This is a genomic window from Legionella fairfieldensis ATCC 49588 (assembly GCF_000621525.1).
Taxonomy (GTDB): domain Bacteria; phylum Pseudomonadota; class Gammaproteobacteria; order Legionellales; family Legionellaceae; genus Tatlockia; species Tatlockia fairfieldensis.
Window position 1 is genome coordinate 174,315 of record NZ_JHYC01000001.1, and the last position, 20,866, is coordinate 195,180.

Sequence of the window (20,866 nt, forward strand, 5' to 3'; positions counted from 1 at the left end):
CTTCAGTCAAATAGTCAACATTGTACTATATTGGATAGTAGTATACCCAATCTGTCATTGAACCAGACACATTAGCGTACTGATCCTTGTTCTGTTTATTGCAAAGGAGCTTACAAAATGAAACAGAATTATATTTTTAATGCTTCAAGTGAAGGCTATTACAAAATAGCCTATACAGAATGGGGATATTCTCATCCAGGATCAGCCGCAGTTATTTGTGTTCATGGATTAACCCGTAACTGTCGTGATTTTGATGCTCTTGCCAGATTTTTAAGCGTAAATGGTCATCATGTATTTTGTCCCGACATCATAGGACGAGGCGATAGCAGTTGGTTGTCCAATTCACAACACTATAATTTTAAACGCTATGCAATGGATATGAACGTTCTCATAGGCCGAACAGGAGCAACCCAGATTGACTGGCTTGGAACATCGATGGGTGGACTCATAGGAATTTTAATGGCCTCCTTACCCAATACCCCCATTCGTAGCTTGATTTTAAACGATGTAAGCCCTCAAGTCCCTATTCAGGCTCTATGGCGCCTGGCAAAATTTGCCGGGAAAGATCCTGAATTCAGCACTAAAGAAGAGGCCAAAAAACATTATAAAAAAATTTACGCGGAATTCGGTCATTTAACCGAAGAACAGTGGAATTACTTTACTGAACACAGTATTAAAGAAAAATACGCTGGTACTTACATTAGCAAATTTGACCCCAGCATCCATGATTTCGGATTTAAATGGCAGACTGTGAAAGAGTTATTTTATAGTCCCCATAAAGCCTTGGAAGGGGTACTATTTGATGTTGATTTATGGGACGTATGGCGGAATATTCACTGCCCGGTTCTGGTTATTCGAGGTCATCATTCCAGCCTTTTATTACCAGAACATATAAAAAAAATGCAGAGAACTCATCCACATGTTGATTTTTTTGAAGTAGAAGATGCAGGCCATGCTCCCGCTTTACTTAATGAAGAAGAGCATGAAAAAATTCTTGATTGGCTTGATTATATAGAAGATGAAATATACTCTTGAATGATTGCTTCACACAGGCAATGTCGAAATAAAACCGATTTAATTCTCTTTATTTAACATAAGCTTGGCTTTATTTCTCTAAAAAAAACGTTGCACTTAATTCTATTTCGTGTAAAATTTGTCCAGTTATGAAAAGAAAATTACTTTATCTGATTATTGGGACTGTTCTATTTATTCTTGGTTTCTTCTTGTGGCGTCATTGGTCACAACAACCAGCAGCTATTGTATTAAAGCAGAAAACATTTACTCAATTACCAGGTTGGGAAACAACAAAAGTTAAAAAATCGCTTCTTGCTTTTCAGGTGTCCTGTAAAACCTTTTTAAAGCAAAATCCTGAACAGTTTGTTGGCAGTCAGCATATCAGGTTAAAGGCAAAAGACTGGCAACCTGCCTGTCAAGCCGCTTTGGCAATTCACCCTGTCTCGGAGAAAGCTGCCAGACTCTTTTTTCAACAATGGTTTACTCCTGTTGAATTTAATGATCAGAAACCTGTTCGTGGTTTATTTACAGGCTATTACATGGCCCTGTTACATGGCAGCAAAACAAAAACCAAAGAATATAATGTGCCTATTTACGGTTTGCCTTCCAATCTGGTGACTGTTAACCTTGGTTTATTTGATCCTGCTTTAAAAAACCGACATCTTGTGGGACGCATGCAAGGAGAACGGCTTGTACCTTACTACAGCAGGGAAGAAATTAATAAAGGTGCTATTGCAGGCAAAGCACCTGTTCTAGTCTGGGTTAACAGTCATGTTGATAGACTTTTTCTGGAAATTCAAGGTTCAGGCACCATTGAACTGAATGATGGAACACGAATGTACGTGGGTTATGCGGGTGAAAATGGCGCGCCTTATACTGCCATCGCGCGAGTACTTATAGATAAAGGGGTGATGACGAAAGACAACGCTTCCATGCAACATATCAAACGCTATTTGGAAGCCCATCCTGAAGAAATGGATAACGTTTTAAACCAAAACAAATCTTTTGTATTCTTTCGCTATTTGAAAGATGATGCTGCTCAAGGGGCACAAGGCGTTGCATTGACCCCAGGCTATTCCCTGGCGATTGATCGCAAATGGATCCCGTTAGGAGCGCCTCTTTGGCTTCATACCACACGACCTGACAGGCATCAGCCCGAACAGGATAAAACGTTTCAACGCCTGATGATCGCACAGGATACAGGAGGTGCGATTCGAGGACTGGTAAGAGGGGATGTGTATTGGGGCGCAGGAGAAAATGCTACCTTTATTGCAGGCCATATGAAAAATCCAGGGCATTATTGGTTGTTATTGCCGCGTCACACGGTTACCCGCTTACAAAAAGAATTTGCTTAATTATAAACGAAGCGTCTCGGACACAGGATATGCAAATTTTCTCTTCCAGACTTTGTTCCATGACTTGTCTTTCCCGTGCAGGCGGAAATACATCCATAAAATTAGCACCGTGTCTAATTTGTAGATAGTTTCCCACCTGCGCAGGAAAGACATTGACGTTATATACTTCTTATTTACCTATTACGTGACACTTACGATTATTATTCAGATTTCAGATAATTTTTTAGCGTTAAATTCGAAACCGAAATGCTTGGGCCCAAGTGACTCTATAGCGATAGGAGTCCTGAAATTCTCTGGCGCTGCGATACCTAACACTATCACATTAGCACCCTCATATAGCTTACCAATAATAACTGGCTCAAACGTTGTTTGATCGATCATCGTAATTAAATCAGGACATGCAATATAGGGTTCATCATTTAACCAGGATAAAATATTTTCATTTTTAACCCATAGTTTAAATTGATCATTTTTGAATTTACCTAATCCATTAATAGTAACATGACCTACGTAATATCCATCTTGAACTTCTGCCTTACGCTCGGTCACTTTGCCAATAAATAGAGTCTTGGCTTGAGTTAATTCAATTACTGATCGAAAATTATGATCTTTCGCTTTTCTTGCTTCTCTCAGTGCCATGCCTACAGATAATGCTCCTGACAAGGTATTAAATAACATGAACGATTTAACATGTTTCAGTTGTTTTAACAATGTTGCCTGACCTACCAAACCTAATGATGCCACCGCCATAATTTTACCTAATCTTTCGGTCATAGAGAGACCGGTTGTTTTTTTTATAATGACTTGATTACCATAAGAGTCACAACTTGCGATAGGTAATAAATTAACATCATTAATTGCCGGTAAAATCTGAGCAACCTCAGGTAATGCACGACCCGCATAATCACCATCGATGACAGGCACCCCGAGCCAGGCAGCGGTAGCAACTGCGCTGGAAGTCGCCGCGGCCCCCAGTTCGAGAGGAATCACAGCATTAAGTTTAATATGTGCTTCTTCAAGCAACAGTTGCGCGGCAGCTGCGGGCATGTTTGATACGATTTCTTGTGTAAGACCATAATTTTTTCTTGCCTGTTTTACTTCTTCGGATTCAGGGCCTGGTGCTGGTCCCATTAAATAGGGACATATCGTCCAATCATCGTTAGAAAACTCTTTCACATCAAGAATGCGAATTTCTTTCCTGGCATTTAGCGCTTCACGTAACATTTTTTGTCCAAAAAGAGGATCTCCCCCACCTCCCGTTGCGAAAAAGCAACATCCAAGCGTGAAATCTTCAATTTGTTCATTAGTGGTAATTGTGATCATATCTTCCTTAATTTTATTATCGTGAAAATTGCTCACTTGATTTTACTGTAATTAAATCAATTTTTCCCTCTGGATCAAGATGCATGATTCCTATGTTTTCCGCTTTTTTAATAGAATTTGCTTTGTTGGTAAATTGAAATTGAATACGAAAGGCGATCTTATTATCTGCCGCCACAACATCAACAAACGCAAATTGGGTAATTTTTTCATTATCTTTTCCCCAGGCGCAGTGTTTTTCCAACTCCGCCCGAGAAAGAACCTCCCCATTGAATTCTCCTGTGACCGAGGCGGCATAATAACGTCCCATATTTTCTACGGAAGATAAAACCCATACATCATAAAACCACGACTCAAGAAATCGCTTCGCAATAATACTCATATTAATCCCTTATTAAATAACTTTAGCAATACCTTTAAATGAAGCAAATAAGAGGCCACTGAATTTTGACGTCTCATTGTTTTTTAATATAATTCCAGCCATTGTAATTGCCATAATTCAAATAAAAAATTCAAGTTGTTTTTATCTTTCAAAAAAGGATGCAGTGTTTTGCAGGTCAAAAAACGATTGTTCGCAACCCATTTAATTAAATCAGGAGAAACGCCCTGTATATTCCATTCCTTACCATTTATAAATAAAGTAATAAAATTCTGCTCCTGGTGGTAAGCAAAACGACAAACCGCGTTGCGCATAAGCCCGTTATTGCCAGCTAGCTCGCTAACGAAATTCTCTTTATTGCATTCACTGGCTAATGGGCCGGGTAATAACGTTTCAGCCTGCTCATCAAGCTGGGTAATAAAACAGCCAAACCAGGATTTTAACAAGTTTTCATCATTAAGCGACTTTTGCAGCAGATCTCTTGCATTAAGCCAGGCTTGGCGGGGTAATTCAGCAGGATTATGCATGTCACTCCAATCAGGATCCTCATACAAAACAGTTGATGATCTTTCGGTTAAATAATCCGCGAAGCTGTTCCACAACTCCTGCCCCTGATAACTTCGATAACCAAACGAATAAGTCATACAATCTTTAGTGGTCGCTACACCATAATGACCAACATGAGGAGGAAGATAGAGCATATCACCTTCTTCAAGAAGATATTCTTCTTCAGTGTCAAACTCTGCCATAATACGAAGCGCTGTGTCAGGCAAATAATTCGTTTGTTGGCAGTTTTTAGTCGTTAAAGACCACCTACGCTGTCCGATAGCCTGATATAAGAACACATCATAATTATCATAATGAGGCCCTACACTGCCATATCGGGCCGCGTAACTAATCATGACATCATCCACACGCCACTGAGGAATAAAATTAAAATAATCAAGCATGGCAGCAACTTCAGGTATAAAACGATCGACTCCTTGCACAAGTAACGTCCAATGTGTTTCAGGTAAACCTGTGAAATCTTTTTCTATAAAAGGCCCTCGTTTTAACCGCCATGATGGCATTTGGTTAATCGCTTCAAGCACAATCCGGCTTTCAATTTCTTCTTCCATAGCCAATCCTGCCAGTTCATCCGGTGTCAGTGGATTAATGAATCCCGGCAAAGCCTTTCGAATAACCAAAGGTTTTTTTTGCCAGTATTCCCGCAAGAATTGCTGGCTATCTATTGATCCAAAATTAACCCTCATAATCGCTATTACCTTCATGAAAAAGATTTTTTTTTATACAAAAAGAACTTTAAATGTCTATAATTTTATTTATCCAAGGGAAAGAGCAAGGATAGTAACTATGGAAAATCGTTCTGGCAAATACATTAAATTTTTACCTGCTTTTGCTATCTCATTGTTAATACTGGCTTTAAGTATTACTTCAACTGCCATAGCAGCACCTTTGAATAAACCATTTCAATCAAAGGTAAGCAACACGATTGAATTAGCTTATTTTAAAGTTTACCGCGCTAACCCACGATGGGGGTACAAACGACCTGCTTATCGAGGTCGAGGCTATTTTAACCACAGACCTGTTTGTAAAAGACGTTGTCTGGTTAACCAATACGGCACTCCAATTCGTTGTAAAGTCCGTTGTTATTAATCGACAACAGGCGTTATACATGCACCTTTCTCATGCGAAATAATCAACAAGCCCTTTACTGGATTTACTTATGCGGGGTAAAGGCTTATCTTCCTCTCTATCCGGTCGCTCTTCCGTTGCACGTTGTAAAGAATTGTGCGATTCGGGCTGCTTCTGATTATTATTTGAATCAATATTAACCTGAGACAGGTTGAGACCTTGTTCGCTCATCATCTCGCGTAACTGAGGGATAGTATACTCAATTGCATCGCGTACAAGAACAGTATGAGTAGTAATATTAAGTGTCGCATTCTCTTTAACGACATTCACGCTTACTTCTATAGGACCTAGTTCCTGAGGATTTAATTTGATGATCGCTGTTTTAATGTTCTGATGACCCAACCAGACAATCTGTTGATTAAATTCATTAGACCACTCAGGATCGGTAATATTTTTGGCCAATTCAAATTTGCCTGATTCAGGGACATACTTTGGGACTGTGATCTCCTGACTCACCATTGCAGGATGAGAAGATAATGCAGGCGATGAATCTACTTTTCCTGTCAGAATATTTTTTTCAATCATTGCTATCAATTGGCTATTATCTTTTTTTATAGTTGTTGCGGATGATTCGGTTGCTTTCCAATTAGAAACAGCATTCAGGTCGACTGGAAGTTCATTGATTTTGTGAAACTCGCTCAAGTCTGTAACAATATCCATGCTGTCAATCGATAGCTTGTTCTTACCATTCTCTGATACAGAACTTCCAGAGAAGGGTACTGGTTCTGAATACACAGTCTTGTCCTTATTAAGATCCACATTACCCTTACTATCGGGGCTAACTAATTCGCCAGCCTCATTTTTTTCAAAATTCACCTGTGTTTCTCTGGCAGAATTCTCTTTCTGCTCGTCCTGTTGCAGTCCATCAGACTTTGTTTTTGAAGGTGGCTCAAACAATTCAGCAGTAAACCAGGCGAGTTGAACAGGCTCATTGATTGGCAAATCCATTTTATGATCTAATGACGGATCGTCATCCGTTTCTTCAACCTCTTCCTGTAGCGAATGGCATTCCTGCATCTGCAAATTTCCAATGTCTGTTTCATCCTGATTAGCAAGCTCGGGGAGAGCAACCTGTTCGGGCAAAGAGGCAGAAATTGGCTCGCTTTCCAAAAGAGTCTCCATAATTAATGGAAACGCGGCATCGTCCTGCTGACTACTACTTTCATTAATCTCCATCAGATTTACACTGACATCTTGAGGAGTCACCTGAGCAGGCATTAACTGAATTAAATCCATATTCTTTAGCTCCGTAGTCAAGTAAGTCATTAAACGATAACCATATCTCCGTTAACTGAACTCAGGAAAGATATTTCTTACCCTATGAAAATTTACTCAATTTCAGCTATCATTACCGTTTTGCAGACAACGGAGTCGGTATATGAAAGTGGGTCAAGACAGTCTCTCAACTAAATGTCAGTTAAAAGTAGATAATAAAACCTATCACTACTATAGCCTTAAAGAAGCCGAGAATAAACATTTTAAAGGAATCAGCCGTTTACCCTATTCTCTTAAAGTACTGTTTGAAAATTTATTACGCTTCGAAGACGGTCATACAGTAACTACGGAGGACATCAAGGCTATCGCTGACTGGCTGCATACTAAAACATCACAACATGAAATTGCTTATCGTCCCGCTCGTGTCCTGATGCAGGATTTTACAGGTGTTCCTGCAGTAGTGGATTTAGCCGCCATGCGTACTGCGCTTGAGAAAATGGGTGGTAAAGCCGAAAAGATTTCCCCTCTTTCACCTGTTGATTTGGTCATCGACCATTCAGTAATGGTTGATAAATTTGCCAGTCCTGATGCACTTGAAGTGAATACCGATATTGAACTTCACCGTAATAGAGAGCGCTACGAATTTTTACGCTGGGGACAAAAAGCATTTACTAATTTTCAGGTAGTTCCCCCGGGAACAGGAATTTGCCACCAGGTCAACCTGGAATATCTGGGTAAAACCGTTTGGTCCAGTCAACAAGATGATATCTGGTATGCCTATCCTGATACCCTGGTAGGCACCGACTCGCACACTACCATGATCAACGGGCTGGGTATTTTGGGCTGGGGCGTAGGAGGTATTGAAGCAGAGGCTGCCATGCTTGGCCAACCTGTTTCCATGTTAATTCCGGAAGTGATTGGTTTTAAATTAACAGGGAAACTTCGCGAAGGTATTACCGCAACCGACCTGGTATTAACAGTCACTCAAATGCTCCGCAAAAAAGGAGTGGTCGGCAAATTTGTTGAATTTTACGGCCCTGGTCTTGCTGAGCTACCTCTTGCAGACCGTGCTACTATTTCCAATATGGCACCTGAATATGGCGCCACCTGCGGCTTTTTCCCTGTTGACAAAGAAACCCTTCATTATCTCGAACTCACAGGTCGTGATGCCCATACCATTGCTCTGGTGGAAACTTATAGTAAAGCCCAGGGACTGTGGTATGACAGGGAAGCAGAAGATCCTGTCTTCACCGATAGCCTCAGCCTTGACTTGTCCAGTGTTGAACCATCCCTTGCCGGCCCCAAACGTCCACAAGATAAGGTTAATTTAAAAACTTTACCGCTGGAATTTGATAACTTCCTCCAGGAAACAGGCAAAGCAGAAGAAAAAACGACACAATTTCCTGTTCCAAACAAACCATATACGATGCAACATGGTCATGTCGTCATTGCTGCAATTACCAGTTGTACCAATACGTCAAATCCCAGTGTTCTTATGGCTGCCGGTTTACTGGCCAAAAAAGCTGTTGAAAAAGGACTGACTCGCAAGCCTTGGGTTAAATCATCACTGGCACCTGGCTCAAAAGTAGTAACTGATTATCTCAAAAATGCAGGCTTACAAACTTATCTGGACAAACTGGGCTTTAATCTGGTCGGTTATGGCTGCACTACTTGCATTGGTAATTCCGGTCCTTTACCTGACGCTATTGCGCAAAGCGTGAATGATCATGATCTGGTTGTATGTTCTGTTCTTTCAGGTAATCGTAACTTTGAAGGGAGAGTCCACCCTCAGGTACGTGCTAACTGGCTAGCCTCCCCTCCTCTCGTTGTTGCGTATGCTTTATGTGGAACAACCTGTATTGATTTAAGTACGGAGCCACTAGGTCAGGATAATCAAGGTAATGATGTTTATCTTAAGGACATTTGGCCAAGTAATGCCGAGATAGCTGCAGAGGTAGCTACAGTAACAGGTTCAATGTTTCGTAAAGAATATGCGGAAGTTTTTCAGGGAGATGCCCATTGGCAAGCGATTGAAACCGGTAGCGGTTCGACTTATAAGTGGGATAGTAACTCTACCTATATTCAGCATCCGCCTTTTTTTGATAATCTTTCAGAGAAGCCTCTCTCTATAACGCCTATAGACAAAGCTTATATCCTCGCTCTTTTAGGGGATTCAATTACCACAGATCACATTTCGCCAGCCGGTTCCATTAAAGCAAACTCACCAGCCGGTCTGTATTTAAAATCCAAAGGAGTCAAGGAAGCTGATTTTAATTCTTACGGTTCAAGACGAGGTAATCATGAAGTAATGATGCGGGGCACCTTTGCCAATATCCGTATTCGTAACGAAATGACTCCCGGTGTTGAAGGTGGCGTCACTCGTTATGTTCCTTCTGGTGAAATCCTCTCTATTTATGATGCATCCATGCGTTACCAAAAAGACCATCAGCAGCTGGTAATCATTGCAGGGAAAGAATATGGGACCGGTTCTTCTCGTGATTGGGCAGCAAAAGGTACTAATCTATTAGGAGTAAAAGCAGTAATTACAGAAAGTTTTGAACGTATTCATCGCTCCAATCTTATCGGTATGGGCGTATTACCTCTCCAGTTCCAGGAAGGTACTAATAGAAAAACCTTACAACTGGATGGCAGCGAGCGAATAAGTATTGACGTGGATGACTCATTAAAGCCTGGGGCAAAATTGAATGTGATTATCAGCAGACAAAATGGTCAGGAAGAGAAATTACAGGTAATTTGTCGGATTGATACGACCAACGAGCTGGAATATTATCGCCATGGCGGAATATTGCAGTATGTCCTTCGTAATTTAATTTAAAATCTGATTTTTTCGATAAATCTTACTCTATCCAATAGAAAGTCGATGATCCCTGCCCAAGTGGGGATCTATTTTTAAATAGAGAATTAGCCATGCCTGATCAGAACTACTATCTTCGCATTTTAAACAGAATCTGTCGTTTTTGGCTTTGTACCGGATAAACCATTTAAAGAGTGATTTCCTTTTAAATCCTGTACAATTCAATTGATTTTGCTTAGTTAAACTGCTAAATTGCCACGTTTGTTAATTTATCAGTTTATCTGCATGGCTGGCATTCAGGTTTCTTTATTACCAGTTTTTGTCTTAGGTTCTGTTATTTACTCTTTAGTAAGGACTTTGCATGCACCCTTCTAAAAAAGTTTTGTCGGTTTTTTCTTTAGTGATGATCAATGTCATTGCTGTCGATAGCCTACGGACTCTCCCCATGAGTGCAAAACTGGGTTTACCGCTGGTCTCTTATTATCTGGTCGCTGCCTTTGCTTTTTTTATTCCCGTGGCACTGGTCGCTGCTGAACTGGCCACCGCCTATCCGAATACAGGAGGACTTTATGTCTGGGTACGGGAAGCATTTGGCAGAAGGGCCGGGTTTATTACCATCTGGCTTCAATGGATTTATAATGTAGTCTGGTATCCGACTATTCTGGCTTTTATTGCTGCAACGTTATCTTATCTTTTTGCTCCTCAGCTTGCCAATAATAAATTTTATATTTTAGCGACTGCTTTAAGTCTTTTCTGGCTTTTTACTCTGCTAAATTGTTTCGGAATGAAAATATCCAGTATCGTTAGCATTATAGGCGCCAGCATAGGAACTATCCTGCCCATGGTGGGTATAAGTTTTCTGGGAGCCCTTTGGGTTTTTCAAGGGAAACCCATTTCCATCAATATGCCATCCACCTGGATACCCGATTTTGGTTCTATAGGAAATTTATCGCTTTTTTCAGCTGTTTTATTTGGTCTTATTGGTATGGAAATGTCAGCTGTACATGCCGAAGAAGTAAAAAATCCACAACGCGATTATCCTCGGGCCATTTTATATTCCACTATACTTATTTTCGCCACCTTGGTTTTTGGCTCCCTTGCAATCGTCATAGTGGTACCTAATCAACAACTAAGTGTAGTTTCCGGCCTGATTGATGCTTATACCGTTTTCTTTGCTGCCTACCATATGCCCTGGATGACTAAATTAATTGCTGTTTTAATTATTCTTGGTGGTATAAGCGGAGTTTCTGCATGGATTATTGGCCCTACAAAAGGTTTACTTGTTTCTGCTCGCGATGGCTCTTTACCGGAAGTATTTGCCAAAGTGAATCGTTATGGTGCTCCCGTAGCTATTTTGATTACTCAAGGCGTAATTTTTTCTCTATTAAGTTCTGTGTTTATCTTGCAAGATTCTATTAACGCGGCTTATTGGCTTTTAAGTGATCTTAGTGCCCAAATGGCTTTATTGGTCTATGTTTTTATGTTTGCTGCCGCGATTAAATTACGTTATAGTCAGCCTGATCAACCTCGCAGTTATAAAATACCAGGAGGTAACCTGATCATGTGGCTGGTTTCAGGTACTGGCATCTTATGTTGTGTTGCCGCAATGCTTATCGGTTTTGTGCCGCCTACTCAAATTCCCATTGAAAATATTTATTTCTTTGAAACTTTTTTAATTGGCGGCCTGTTTTTATTCGTTGTCCTGCCGTGGCTATTTGCCAAAAAACATGAAGAAATTTTTGATAGAGAACATGGGATTGATTCAAAAGAATTCGATTTACACGGAAATAGTACTATCGACTGATCGGAGAAAATACATAGGCATCATTTTATCTATTAGCCAGACCGCACAGTAGTCTGGTGACTTTGTACTATTCCATCTAGCTAATAGTCATAAACTTATCAACGCAAGCAGCAACAGGAGAATAACTTTTACGATGAATGGCACAGGGGCCTATTTCTTGCAATCGATGAAGATGAATCGCAGTAGGATAGCCTTTATGGGCAGCAAAGCCGTAGCCGGGATATAGCAAATCCATCTCTTCCATTTCTGTATCACGTAATACTTTGGCCAAAATAGAGGCAGCGCCAATCGCTTGTACCAAGCTATCCCCCTTCACAATTGCCTGACAGGGCATCATTACAGCAGGAACATGTAAACCATCCACTAAAACGCTGGCAGGCTGTATTGGGAGTGCCTCTATAGCTCTTTTCATTGCCAGCAACGTGGCATGATGGATATTTAATCGATCAATCTCCTCCACTTCGGCGCGCCCATAGGCAAAACAAAGCGCTTCCTGTTTAATTTTTATTGCCAGTTGCTTACGTTTCGCTTCTGTTAATTTTTTTGAATCAGTAACTCCCTCAACAGGAGCTTGCAAAATTACCGCAGCCGTTACAACAGGTCCTGCCAAAGGCCCTCGCCCTACTTCGTCCACACCAGCTACCCATTGCTCCATTATTTTAATTCCCGTCCGGTAAAATAAACTGCGATAATACCTTTTTCAAATTGATTTATCACCTGGAAAATGAGATCATGCGCACAAATTATTACCAGTTATTGGACTATGAGTATTTTAAAATGTGCCGTTATTGGAGTTGGCTATCTGGGACGATTCCACGCCCAAAAGTACCAGATGCTTCCAAATGCAGACTTGATTGCTGTCTGTGATGTGAATGAAGAGGTTTGCAAAGCGGTAGCAAAAGAACTTCAGATACCTGCTTATTCTGACTATCAACATTTATTTGGCAAAGTTGATGCAGTAAGTATTGTCGCAACAACGAGTAAACATTATGAAATAGCTAAGGATTGTCTGAAAGAAGGTATCCATGTTCTTATTGAAAAACCCATCACAGAGACAGTAGAACAAGCCAATGAGTTAATTGCTTTGGCCAGACAGTATCATTGTAAATTACAGGTCGGTCATCTGGAACGTTTCAATGCTGCTCGTTTGGCTCTCGATGAATATCTTGAACACCCTCTTTTTATTGAATCTAACCGATTAGCACCTTATAACCCACGAGGTACGGACGTTAATGTCATTCTTGATTTAATGATTCATGATATTGATCTTATTCAAACCATAGTGCACTCACCCATAGCTGGCATCGAAGCCCAGGGCGCCCCCGTTTTATCGAAATCCATTGATATTGCCAATGCGCGAATCACCTTTGAGAATCATTGTGTTGCAAATGTCACAGCCAGCCGTGTCAGTTTTAAAACAGAGCGTAAAACTCGCATATTTCAACCGAACTCTTATATTTCCATTGATTATCAGAACAAACAATTTGCGGTATTCCAAAAGGGAGAGGGTGAAATGTTTCCCGGTATTCCTGAAATTACCCGTCATCAATCTATTTTTGAAAAAGGCGATGCCCTACTGGAAGAAATCAAAGCATTTTTATCCTGTATTGAGAACAATACTACTCCTCTTGTTACAGGTGAAGAAGGCCGCGATGCATTGGCAACAGCCGCTAAAATTACGTCCTTAATTGATTCTAACCTGCTCTCACGATACGTCACACATGCTTAAGCGTCTCGTCATTGTTGCAGGAGAAGAATCAGGAGATTTTCATGCCGCCTCTCTGGTAGAGCAGTTACGCATTAAAAATAAGGCTCTTGCTATTAGTGGTGTCGGTGGACGGCATATGGAAAAAGCAGGTGTTCATCTTGTAAGTGATTTAGCTCGCTATGGTGCCACTGGACTTTCTGGAATTGTTCGCCATTCCCGGGTAATTTATAAAGCGTTTAAGGCCATTAAGAAACACCTGCAAACTACTAAACCAGACTTATTGGTTTTAGTGGATAGTCCCAGCTTTAATTTACGCTTGGCCCAATTTGCCAAAAAGCTCGGCATTCGAACCGTCTATTATATTAGTCCACAGATATGGGCCTGGAAGGCTAATCGTATTGAAATAATTCGTGCCTGCGTTGATCACATGGCAGTTATATTACCATTTGAAAAAGCAATCTATCAACGCGCCACTATTCCTGTCTCTTTTGTTGGTCATCCTCTTATTGAGAAAGTAACTCATTGTGAGGACATTAGCAAAGCACGCAACCTGTTTCATTTACCCGTTAATAAACGCTTAATTGCACTCCTGCCAGGCAGCCGGGTCAATGAAATAGAAAAACACATGCCTGTTTTACTGAAAACAGCAGAAATACTAAGCCAGCAAACAAACGATTTACATTTTGTTATACCAATCGCCGGTACGTTAGATCCTGCTGTCATTAAAGCTTATTTTACTCATTCCCAAGTCAATATATCATTTATATCGGGTAAGGCTACCGAGATTGTTGCCTGTAGTGATTGTGCTGTTGTTGCATCAGGTACTGCCTCTCTTGAATGCGCGTTGCTGGGAAAACCCATGTGTATTATTTATAAAACCTCCCTGCTTTCCTATGTGATTGCAATGAAGTTAATCAAGGTAAAATATTTGGGTTTGTGTAATCTTTTACAAAATGAAATGATTGTTCCAGAATTGTTGCAATATGATTGCAACCCTGACGAACTGGCACGAACTGTCAATGAGTTACTTTGTGATAAAGAAACTATCGCTCGTATGCAAAAACGCCTTGGCGCCCTGAAAGAGTCGCTTTCATCCAAACAAGCCGATTGCTCCATCGCTGAACTTATACACACCGAATTAACTTTTTCTCAAGATCCCTCCATTCCTTTGCGAAGGGAGTAGATTATCAATTAACCTTCATGTACAATTAATTTTGCTTTCATCCTCTGAAAGCAATTGGATAAAATGATTTAACTAGAATAAGGAAGTTACGATGAATGTTATTGAAACACAAACATCCACTCAAATTACAAAACAAGACCAGGGCCTGCAAGATCTGGTTTATAGTTTAGTAACTCGCTTTCTTGCTGAGAATAAAGGCAAGTCTATTGATGATCTCTATGACATGATTCTTTCTGAAGTTGAACCACCCCTTTTACAGGCTGTAATGGAAAAAAGACGCGGTAATCAATTGCAAGCAGCTAAAATGCTGGGAATTAGCCGTGGTACAATCAGAAAAAAATTACAACGTTATTTTGGTACCAAATATTTTCGTTTAACTGATGAGTAAACTTTTCCATAGTTTATAATTAAATACAAACTGCCGTCATTGCGAACGAAGTGAAGCATCCAGTACAGAACTTGAATAAAATACCAAACTGGGTTGCTTCGCTAGCGCTTGTAATGACGCCTGCCACACAACATTGGAAAAATGACTAAAGTTGAGCCTTCCATGTCTTGTCTATCTCCGGGTTGGTGATTTCTAACTACATCTTAAAATGATCGACAGCCAAATACTCCATAAACCCCTCTTCAGTTGTTGTTTGTTGTAGAGCATATTGTTTGTAATTATTACGATGAGAGTGAACTGGATGAGTATGGTTATTATTTGAATGAGCCGTGCATTCAGTTGTGTTAATTAGCTCAATCTTATTGTTTAATTCTTCTGTAATATTATTTAAATTTTCTTGCAAATTTTTTTCTATCTTAAATTTTTCAGATCGGAGGAATTTTAAAGCAATCGTCACAGCGACTATTAACAAAACACAGACAGGAATAATCAATAAAGGCAAAGACAAGAAAGGCATAAAACAAATTGCAACAATAGCCCCTATAAAGATTGGAAAAAGGATAGCAGTAAAGATGCCGTTCTGACGTAATTTGTTATTAGCCCGGTGTTTCACGCGCTCTTGCTCTATCACTGCCTCTTTTTGTAACCGCTTTTTTTTATCCTCTCTCTGAGGAAAGGCCGTAGGGTCAACATAACCTGCAATCTGTTTACGCAACTCACGAGGCAAATTTTTCATGTATTCACTCTGTGAAGCCAGACGAAAAAGTGCTCTGTCAAAAGGTTTGGAGAGGGTTGCCAGTGCGTTTGTGAGTTCTTCTTTTGAGTGAAACAACGCGGGTGGCAAGACTAAATGAGTTGTGACAATGTCTTTGCGCCAGTCTATAATATCATTATTTAAATGGGCCAGTTGATAATAGTGTTCTTCGTATATATAATTAAATCCAGTTTCATAATTTGTGATAATTTTTCCTGCATTGTTTAATTCTGGCTGAATTGCCGGATAAGATTTTGCTTTTTCATATAAACGATTTGCAATCGTCCCTATAAATTTCTCTTTTGGATATTCATCTAATCGTTGGTAAACTTTATGTAGATTGGTTTTAAGAACTGCAGATAATGCAATACTTGCTTCATTAATATCGAAAATTGATGCCTCTTTATGTCCGTCAATTTCAGCTATACGATATAGAATTTTAATTGCTGTATCTTCTTCAGAGGTAGATAAAAACTTAAAAAATCTCATTGAGCATTGATGTATACAAAATTATCCATCCATTAGACATAAAAAACATACAATTTGTCAACTATTATAACATTATTAATTAGTAAGCGTCACGGATATGCAAATTTTCTCTTCCATCCATAAAATTAGCACTGTGTCTGATTTGCAGATAGTTCTCCACTTGCGCGGGCAAGACATTGACGTTATATACTTCTTAATTATATATTCCGTGAACACTTACCATTATCAGGTATCTTTTTCATCAATCTTTAACTTGAACACAGGTAGTTAGAAAAGCTTTGTCCCGGACAAAAAATAACCATTGACGCGAATTGCCGACGAAAATCGACAATTCGGTATTTTTTGATTTCTTGTCCGGTACAAAATAGAAAAAGATGACTTGCAACTCTTCTTCCAAATTAAGCTTCTAATAATAAATTATTAACTCGATTGACAAAATCAGCAGGATTATCCAATTGACCGCCTTCAGCAAGAACAGCTTGTTCAAAAAGAACAACCACCCATTCAGCAAAACGATTATCGTCCTGAATTCCGTGTAAGCGTTTTATTAAGGCATGTTCCGGATTAATTTCAAAAACAGGTTTAGAAACAGGCACCTGCTGGCCTGCGGCCTGTAAAATACGCTGCATTTCCAATCCCATATCCTGCTCATCCGCAATAACACATGCAGGTGAACTTGTCAGGCGATGAGTAAATTGAACTTCCTTGACTTTATCACCCAACACCTCCTTGATTTGTTTAAGCATTGGCTCCAACGCTTTTTCCTGCTCTTTAACTTCTGGCACATCTTCTATATCCAGATCAATTTTTCCCTTGCTGATTGACTGTAATTTTTTACCTTCAAACTCACTGAGATAACCTGCCAGCCACTCATCGATCCGGTCACTTAATAATAAAACTTCAATACCTTTTTTCTTGAAGATTTCCAGATGAGGGCTATTTTTAGCGGCATTGTAGCTTGAGGCAGTAATATAATAGATCTTATCCTGCCCTTCTTTCATTCGGGCAACATAATCAGTCAAAGACACTGTCTGCTTGTCAGACCCGCTCGTAGATGTTGCAAACCGCAGTAATTTAGCAACCGCTTCACGATTTGCATAATCTTCAACAGGTCCTTCTTTAAGCACCAAACCAAATTCATCCCAAAAACGCTGATAGGTTTCAGGTTCCTGATTACTTAGTTTTTCAAGTATTCCTAAAACGCGTTTGGTACAAGCCGTTTTTATCGCCTCTACCTGTTTATTATCCTGTAGAATTTCACGAGAAATATTTAATGGTAAATCACTTGCATCAACGATACCTTTTACAAAGCGCAGATAACGTGGCAGAAACTGCACGGCATCGTCCATAATAAATACACGCTTGACATACAATTTTAATCCGTGTTTCGATTCCTGCTGCCATAAATCAAAAGGAGCATGAGCAGGAATATAAAGCAAGCTGATATAATCCTGTTTACCTTCAACGTGATTATGGGACCAGGTTAAAGGATCCTGATAATCATGAGAAATGTGCTTATACAGTTCTTTATATTCCTCATCACTTATTTCAGATTTTTGCAAAGTCCACAATGCGGTCGCTTTGTTGACTGTTTCAAACTCATTAGCTTCCTTGCCTTCTTCAACCGCTTTTTTCATTACTATTGCCCAACAAATATGATCAGAGTATTTGCTGATGATCTGACGTATTCGCCAATCGCTTAAGAATTCTTCGTCATCCTTTTTTAAATGTAAAATAATTTCTGTGCCTCTATCCGCTTTCTTTTCCTGAGCAATAGTAAATTCACCATCACCCGTTGATTCCCACACAATACCATCATCTGCACTTAAACCTGCACGTCGGCTCTTTAATGTTACTTTGTCTGCCACAATGAAAGCAGAGTAAAATCCTACTCCAAACTGACCAATCAAGTGCGAATCTTTCGCCTTCTCGCCGGTCAGATGACTAAGAAATTCTTTAGTCCCTGATTTGGCAATAGTACCCAGATTTTCAACTGCCTCATCCCAGTTTAAACCAATCCCATTGTCTTTAATCGTGAGTGTTTTCAGTTTTTCGTTATGTTCAATCGTAATCCGAAGATCGGAGTCATTTTCGTATAAAGAAGCATCGGCAAGCGCTAAAAAACGAAGTTTGTCCAAAGCGTCAGACGCGTTGGAAATCAACTCACGTAAAAATATCTCTTTATTTGAATAAAGCGAATGCACGACAAGATGTAACATTTGCTTCACTTCAGTTTGAAATCCCATGGTTTGTTGCTTTGCCACCATTTAACTCTCTCCCACTAATAAAATCACTTATACCTTCTCGTATATAGGGATCTAATAATAAAATTCAAGAGATAAATTGTATTATTAATTAAAAATTAATAATACAAAAATTATACAAGGTAGAGTTAAAAAAATGCTTTATGATCAAAAATTTAAACAACAAATTGATGAAGAATTTTCAATTATAAAAGAAAATGTCAGGAATTCTGCCATCCAACAAATCAAGAAAAAATTTAAAGAAGGAGAATTCCAGCCAATACTTCAGCCAACCATGGAGTTTTTGAATCATAAACTATCATTAACTGTAAGTATTTTAGATGAATATCAAGCGTTTTTAAAAAAGAGCAACTTACTGGAACGCGATCTTGCCTTAAAAATAGCAAAAAAATTATCAGAGGCTATCCGTATTATGTCAGATGAAAAGGCTAGTTCTGAACAGATAAAACACGCCGTTCTTGCATTCGAGCAACAGACAAAGTCACCTACAAAATTAGCGATATATAATTCGCTACTAACTTTATTACTTTTTATTGCCAGCCTGATAATAGTAGTCATAACAGCATTTTTCCTGCCTTTTTCTGCTCTACCATGGGTAGTCGGGTTACCACCGGGGCTCTTATTATTACGTACAATGATAGATTGTATCGACACGTGCTGCCAACGAAAAGAAGGTCATAATAAAATTATTTTACACATGAAAACCGCAAGAAAAGATGAACCTTCACGGAAAAATAACTACATCCTGAATCATAAACCAAGTAAAGCAAGTACTGTTAAAAGACGTTCTTTATCTTCAATTGATATAAATAACACATCCCCAACAACACACTCCCAACAAGATCTGGTAGAAGAAAATTTATTGCAACATACCTCTCCATTAAAGAACGCAAAATCATACTTGCTTTTTCTAAATTCAAAACCTGTCATCCCCGCGAAAAGCGAGGATCTTCTCTTAAGCAAAGTGATGAGGTAAGTTGAGAATAGATTCCCGTTTTCACGGGAATGACTCCATTTGTGCCGATGGCATGTATTATTTTAATTTAAAATGATCTGATATTGCCCTGCCCATTAAAGACTATAATACAGTTCAAACTCATACGGATGTGGAAGCGCTCGAAGCTGCGCGATTTCAGTTTCTTTCAGCTCGATATAGCTTCGCATAAAATTGGGAGTAAACACATTCCCTTGTAATAAAAATTCGTGATCGTCTTTTAAATGTTGCAATGCCTCTTCCAAAGAAGAACAAACTGTCGGTACATCAATTAACTCCTCAGGCGGCAAATCATATAAATCCTTATCAATGGGTTCACCGGGATGGATTTTCTTTTGAATACCGTCCAATCCCGCCATCATCATCGCAGAAAAAGCCAGATATGGATTTGCCATCGGATCAGGAAAACGGACTTCGATACGGCGTCCCTTGGGATTGTAGACATGAGGGATACGAATAGCAGCCGAACGGTTACGAGCTGAATAGGCCAAAAGCACAGGGGCTTCAAAACCAGGAATCAGGCGTTTATAACTATTCGTTGCGGGGTTAGTAAACGCATTCAAGGTACGAGCATGTTTAACAATTCCACCAATGTAGTAAAGTGCCGTTTCTGATAAACCCGCGTATTGATCACCCGTAAAGAGATTCACTCCATCTTTCATTAAAGACTGATGACAATGCATTCCATTGCCATTGTCCCCCACTAGAGGTTTAGGCATAAAAGTCGCTGTTTTACCATAATTATGGGCGACATTGTGAACCACATATTTCAGAATCTGGAGTTCATCTGCCTTATGCACCAAACTATTAAAACGGGTAGCTACTTCACATTGGTTTGCTGTAGCAACTTCATGATGATGCGCCTCAATGACAATACCTAATGATTCCAAAGTTAAACACATTGTGGAGCGTATATCCTGAGATGAATCAACAGGCGGTACAGGAAAATAACCGCTTTTAATACTGGGGCGATGACCAATATTCCCTCCTTCAATGACCTTACCTGAATTCCAGTGTCCTTCTTCAGAATCCAATTTGTAAAAGGAACCGCTCATACCTGTTTCTGAACGAACATCATCAAAAATAAAAAACTCAGGCTCAGGCCCGAACATGGCTTCATCCGCAATACCGGTGGATTTCAGATAAGCCTCGGCTCGCTGAGCAATAGAGCGGGGATCACGCTCATACCCTAACATCGTTTGTGGATCCACCACATTACAACGTACAATGAGAGTATTATCCTGATAAAAAGGATCAGGAAGTATTCGGCTCAGGTCAGGAACGAGAGCCAGATCAGATTGATGAATTTTCTGCCATCCTTTAATGGACGAACCATCAATCATTTTACCATTTTCAATAAAATCATCATCAATGGCGGAGACAGGAATAGTAATATGTTGTTCTTTACCGCGTGTGTCCGTAAAACGCAAGTCAATAAACTTGGCATCATGTTCTTTTATTGATGAAATCAAATCACTTTTACTCATTA

At 39.6% G+C, this 20,866-nt stretch carries 17 protein-coding genes; 9 read left to right on the forward strand and 8 right to left on the reverse strand.

What is annotated here, in order from left to right:
- Positions 1–117: 117 nt before the first annotated feature.
- Positions 118–1,035 (forward strand): alpha/beta fold hydrolase, encoded by a 918-nt coding sequence (locus T345_RS0100775; RefSeq protein WP_028387655.1) that lies wholly within the window; start codon positions 118–120, stop codon positions 1,033–1,035.
- A 128-nt stretch (positions 1,036–1,163) separates the two neighbouring features.
- Positions 1,164–2,369, forward strand: coding sequence for a murein transglycosylase A (mltA, locus tag T345_RS0100780; protein WP_028387656.1), 1,206 nt, complete (start codon positions 1,164–1,166; stop codon positions 2,367–2,369).
- Between the two features lie 204 nt (positions 2,370–2,573).
- Here mltA and T345_RS0100785 read toward each other — a convergent pair whose 3' ends face one another.
- From T345_RS0100785 to T345_RS0100800, 3 genes are all read right to left on the reverse strand, one after another.
- Positions 2,574–3,692 (reverse strand): S-methyl thiohydantoin desulfurase family protein, encoded by a 1,119-nt coding sequence (locus T345_RS0100785; RefSeq protein ID WP_028387657.1) that lies wholly within the window; start codon positions 3,690–3,692, stop codon positions 2,574–2,576.
- Positions 3,693–3,708: 16 nt separating this feature from the next.
- Positions 3,709–4,071 (reverse strand): hypothetical protein, encoded by a 363-nt coding sequence (locus T345_RS0100790; protein ID WP_028387658.1) that lies wholly within the window; start codon positions 4,069–4,071, stop codon positions 3,709–3,711.
- A gap of 83 nt (positions 4,072–4,154) precedes the next feature.
- Positions 4,155–5,321 (reverse strand): cupin domain-containing protein, encoded by a 1,167-nt coding sequence (locus T345_RS0100800; protein WP_035917854.1) that lies wholly within the window; start codon positions 5,319–5,321, stop codon positions 4,155–4,157.
- A 100-nt stretch (positions 5,322–5,421) separates the two neighbouring features.
- On the opposite strand from T345_RS0100800, the gene T345_RS0100805 reads away from it, so the two are divergent.
- Positions 5,422–5,724 carry a hypothetical protein gene (locus T345_RS0100805; RefSeq protein WP_028387660.1) on the forward strand — a complete coding sequence of 101 codons (303 nt, stop codon included), beginning with the start codon at positions 5,422–5,424 and terminating at the stop codon, positions 5,722–5,724.
- A 30-nt stretch (positions 5,725–5,754) separates the two neighbouring features.
- On the opposite strand, the gene T345_RS14435 is transcribed toward T345_RS0100805, so the two are convergent.
- Positions 5,755–7,029 carry a flagellar hook-length control protein FliK gene (locus T345_RS14435; protein WP_084273697.1) on the reverse strand — a complete coding sequence of 425 codons (1,275 nt, stop codon included), beginning with the start codon at positions 7,027–7,029 and terminating at the stop codon, positions 5,755–5,757.
- Positions 7,030–7,141: 112 nt separating this feature from the next.
- Here T345_RS14435 and acnA point away from each other — a divergent pair, with 112 nt between their 5' ends.
- Entirely contained in the window at positions 7,142–9,814 is a 2,673-nt protein-coding gene (gene acnA, locus T345_RS0100815; protein WP_028387662.1) for an aconitate hydratase AcnA, read from the forward strand.
- Between the two features lie 340 nt (positions 9,815–10,154).
- Complete coding sequence (locus tag T345_RS13175) at positions 10,155–11,597, forward strand: APC family permease (protein ID WP_084273698.1); 1,443 nt, start codon at positions 10,155–10,157, stop codon at positions 11,595–11,597.
- 76 nt (positions 11,598–11,673) lie between these two features.
- Here the strand turns inward: T345_RS13175 and rnhB are convergent, their stop codons facing one another.
- Positions 11,674–12,252, reverse strand: coding sequence for a ribonuclease HII (gene rnhB, locus T345_RS0100825; RefSeq protein WP_028387663.1), 579 nt, complete (start codon positions 12,250–12,252; stop codon positions 11,674–11,676).
- Between the two features lie 108 nt (positions 12,253–12,360).
- Between rnhB and T345_RS0100830 the strand changes: the two genes are divergently transcribed.
- The 3 genes from T345_RS0100830 to T345_RS0100840 all read left to right on the forward strand — a co-directional run bounded on the left by T345_RS0100830 (position 12,361) and on the right by T345_RS0100840 (position 14,876).
- Positions 12,361–13,326 (forward strand): Gfo/Idh/MocA family protein, encoded by a 966-nt coding sequence (locus T345_RS0100830; RefSeq protein WP_028387664.1) that lies wholly within the window; start codon positions 12,361–12,363, stop codon positions 13,324–13,326.
- Positions 13,319–14,488 (forward strand): lipid-A-disaccharide synthase, encoded by a 1,170-nt coding sequence (gene lpxB / locus T345_RS0100835; protein ID WP_028387665.1) that lies wholly within the window; start codon positions 13,319–13,321, stop codon positions 14,486–14,488. The genes T345_RS0100830 and lpxB overlap by 8 nt, the downstream gene beginning before the upstream one ends.
- A gap of 91 nt (positions 14,489–14,579) precedes the next feature.
- Positions 14,580–14,876, forward strand: a complete 297-nt coding sequence (locus tag T345_RS0100840) for a helix-turn-helix domain-containing protein (RefSeq protein ID WP_028387666.1) — start codon at positions 14,580–14,582, stop codon at positions 14,874–14,876.
- A gap of 196 nt (positions 14,877–15,072) precedes the next feature.
- Here the strand turns inward: T345_RS0100840 and T345_RS0100845 are convergent, their stop codons facing one another.
- Both T345_RS0100845 and htpG read right to left on the reverse strand, forming a co-directional pair.
- Positions 15,073–16,119, reverse strand: coding sequence for a hypothetical protein (locus T345_RS0100845; RefSeq protein ID WP_028387667.1), 1,047 nt, complete (start codon positions 16,117–16,119; stop codon positions 15,073–15,075).
- A gap of 398 nt (positions 16,120–16,517) precedes the next feature.
- Positions 16,518–18,386 (reverse strand): molecular chaperone HtpG, encoded by a 1,869-nt coding sequence (htpG, locus tag T345_RS0100850; RefSeq protein WP_028387668.1) that lies wholly within the window; start codon positions 18,384–18,386, stop codon positions 16,518–16,520.
- Positions 18,387–18,519: 133 nt separating this feature from the next.
- On the opposite strand from htpG, the gene T345_RS0100855 reads away from it, so the two are divergent.
- Entirely contained in the window at positions 18,520–19,359 is an 840-nt protein-coding gene (locus T345_RS0100855) for a hypothetical protein (RefSeq protein WP_028387669.1), read from the forward strand.
- A 95-nt stretch (positions 19,360–19,454) separates the two neighbouring features.
- Here T345_RS0100855 and glnA read toward each other — a convergent pair whose 3' ends face one another.
- Positions 19,455–20,864: a type I glutamate--ammonia ligase gene (glnA, locus tag T345_RS0100860; RefSeq protein ID WP_028387670.1), complete on the reverse strand. Its 1,410-nt coding sequence runs from the start codon at positions 20,862–20,864 to the stop codon at positions 19,455–19,457.
- Positions 20,865–20,866 lie beyond the last annotated feature (2 nt).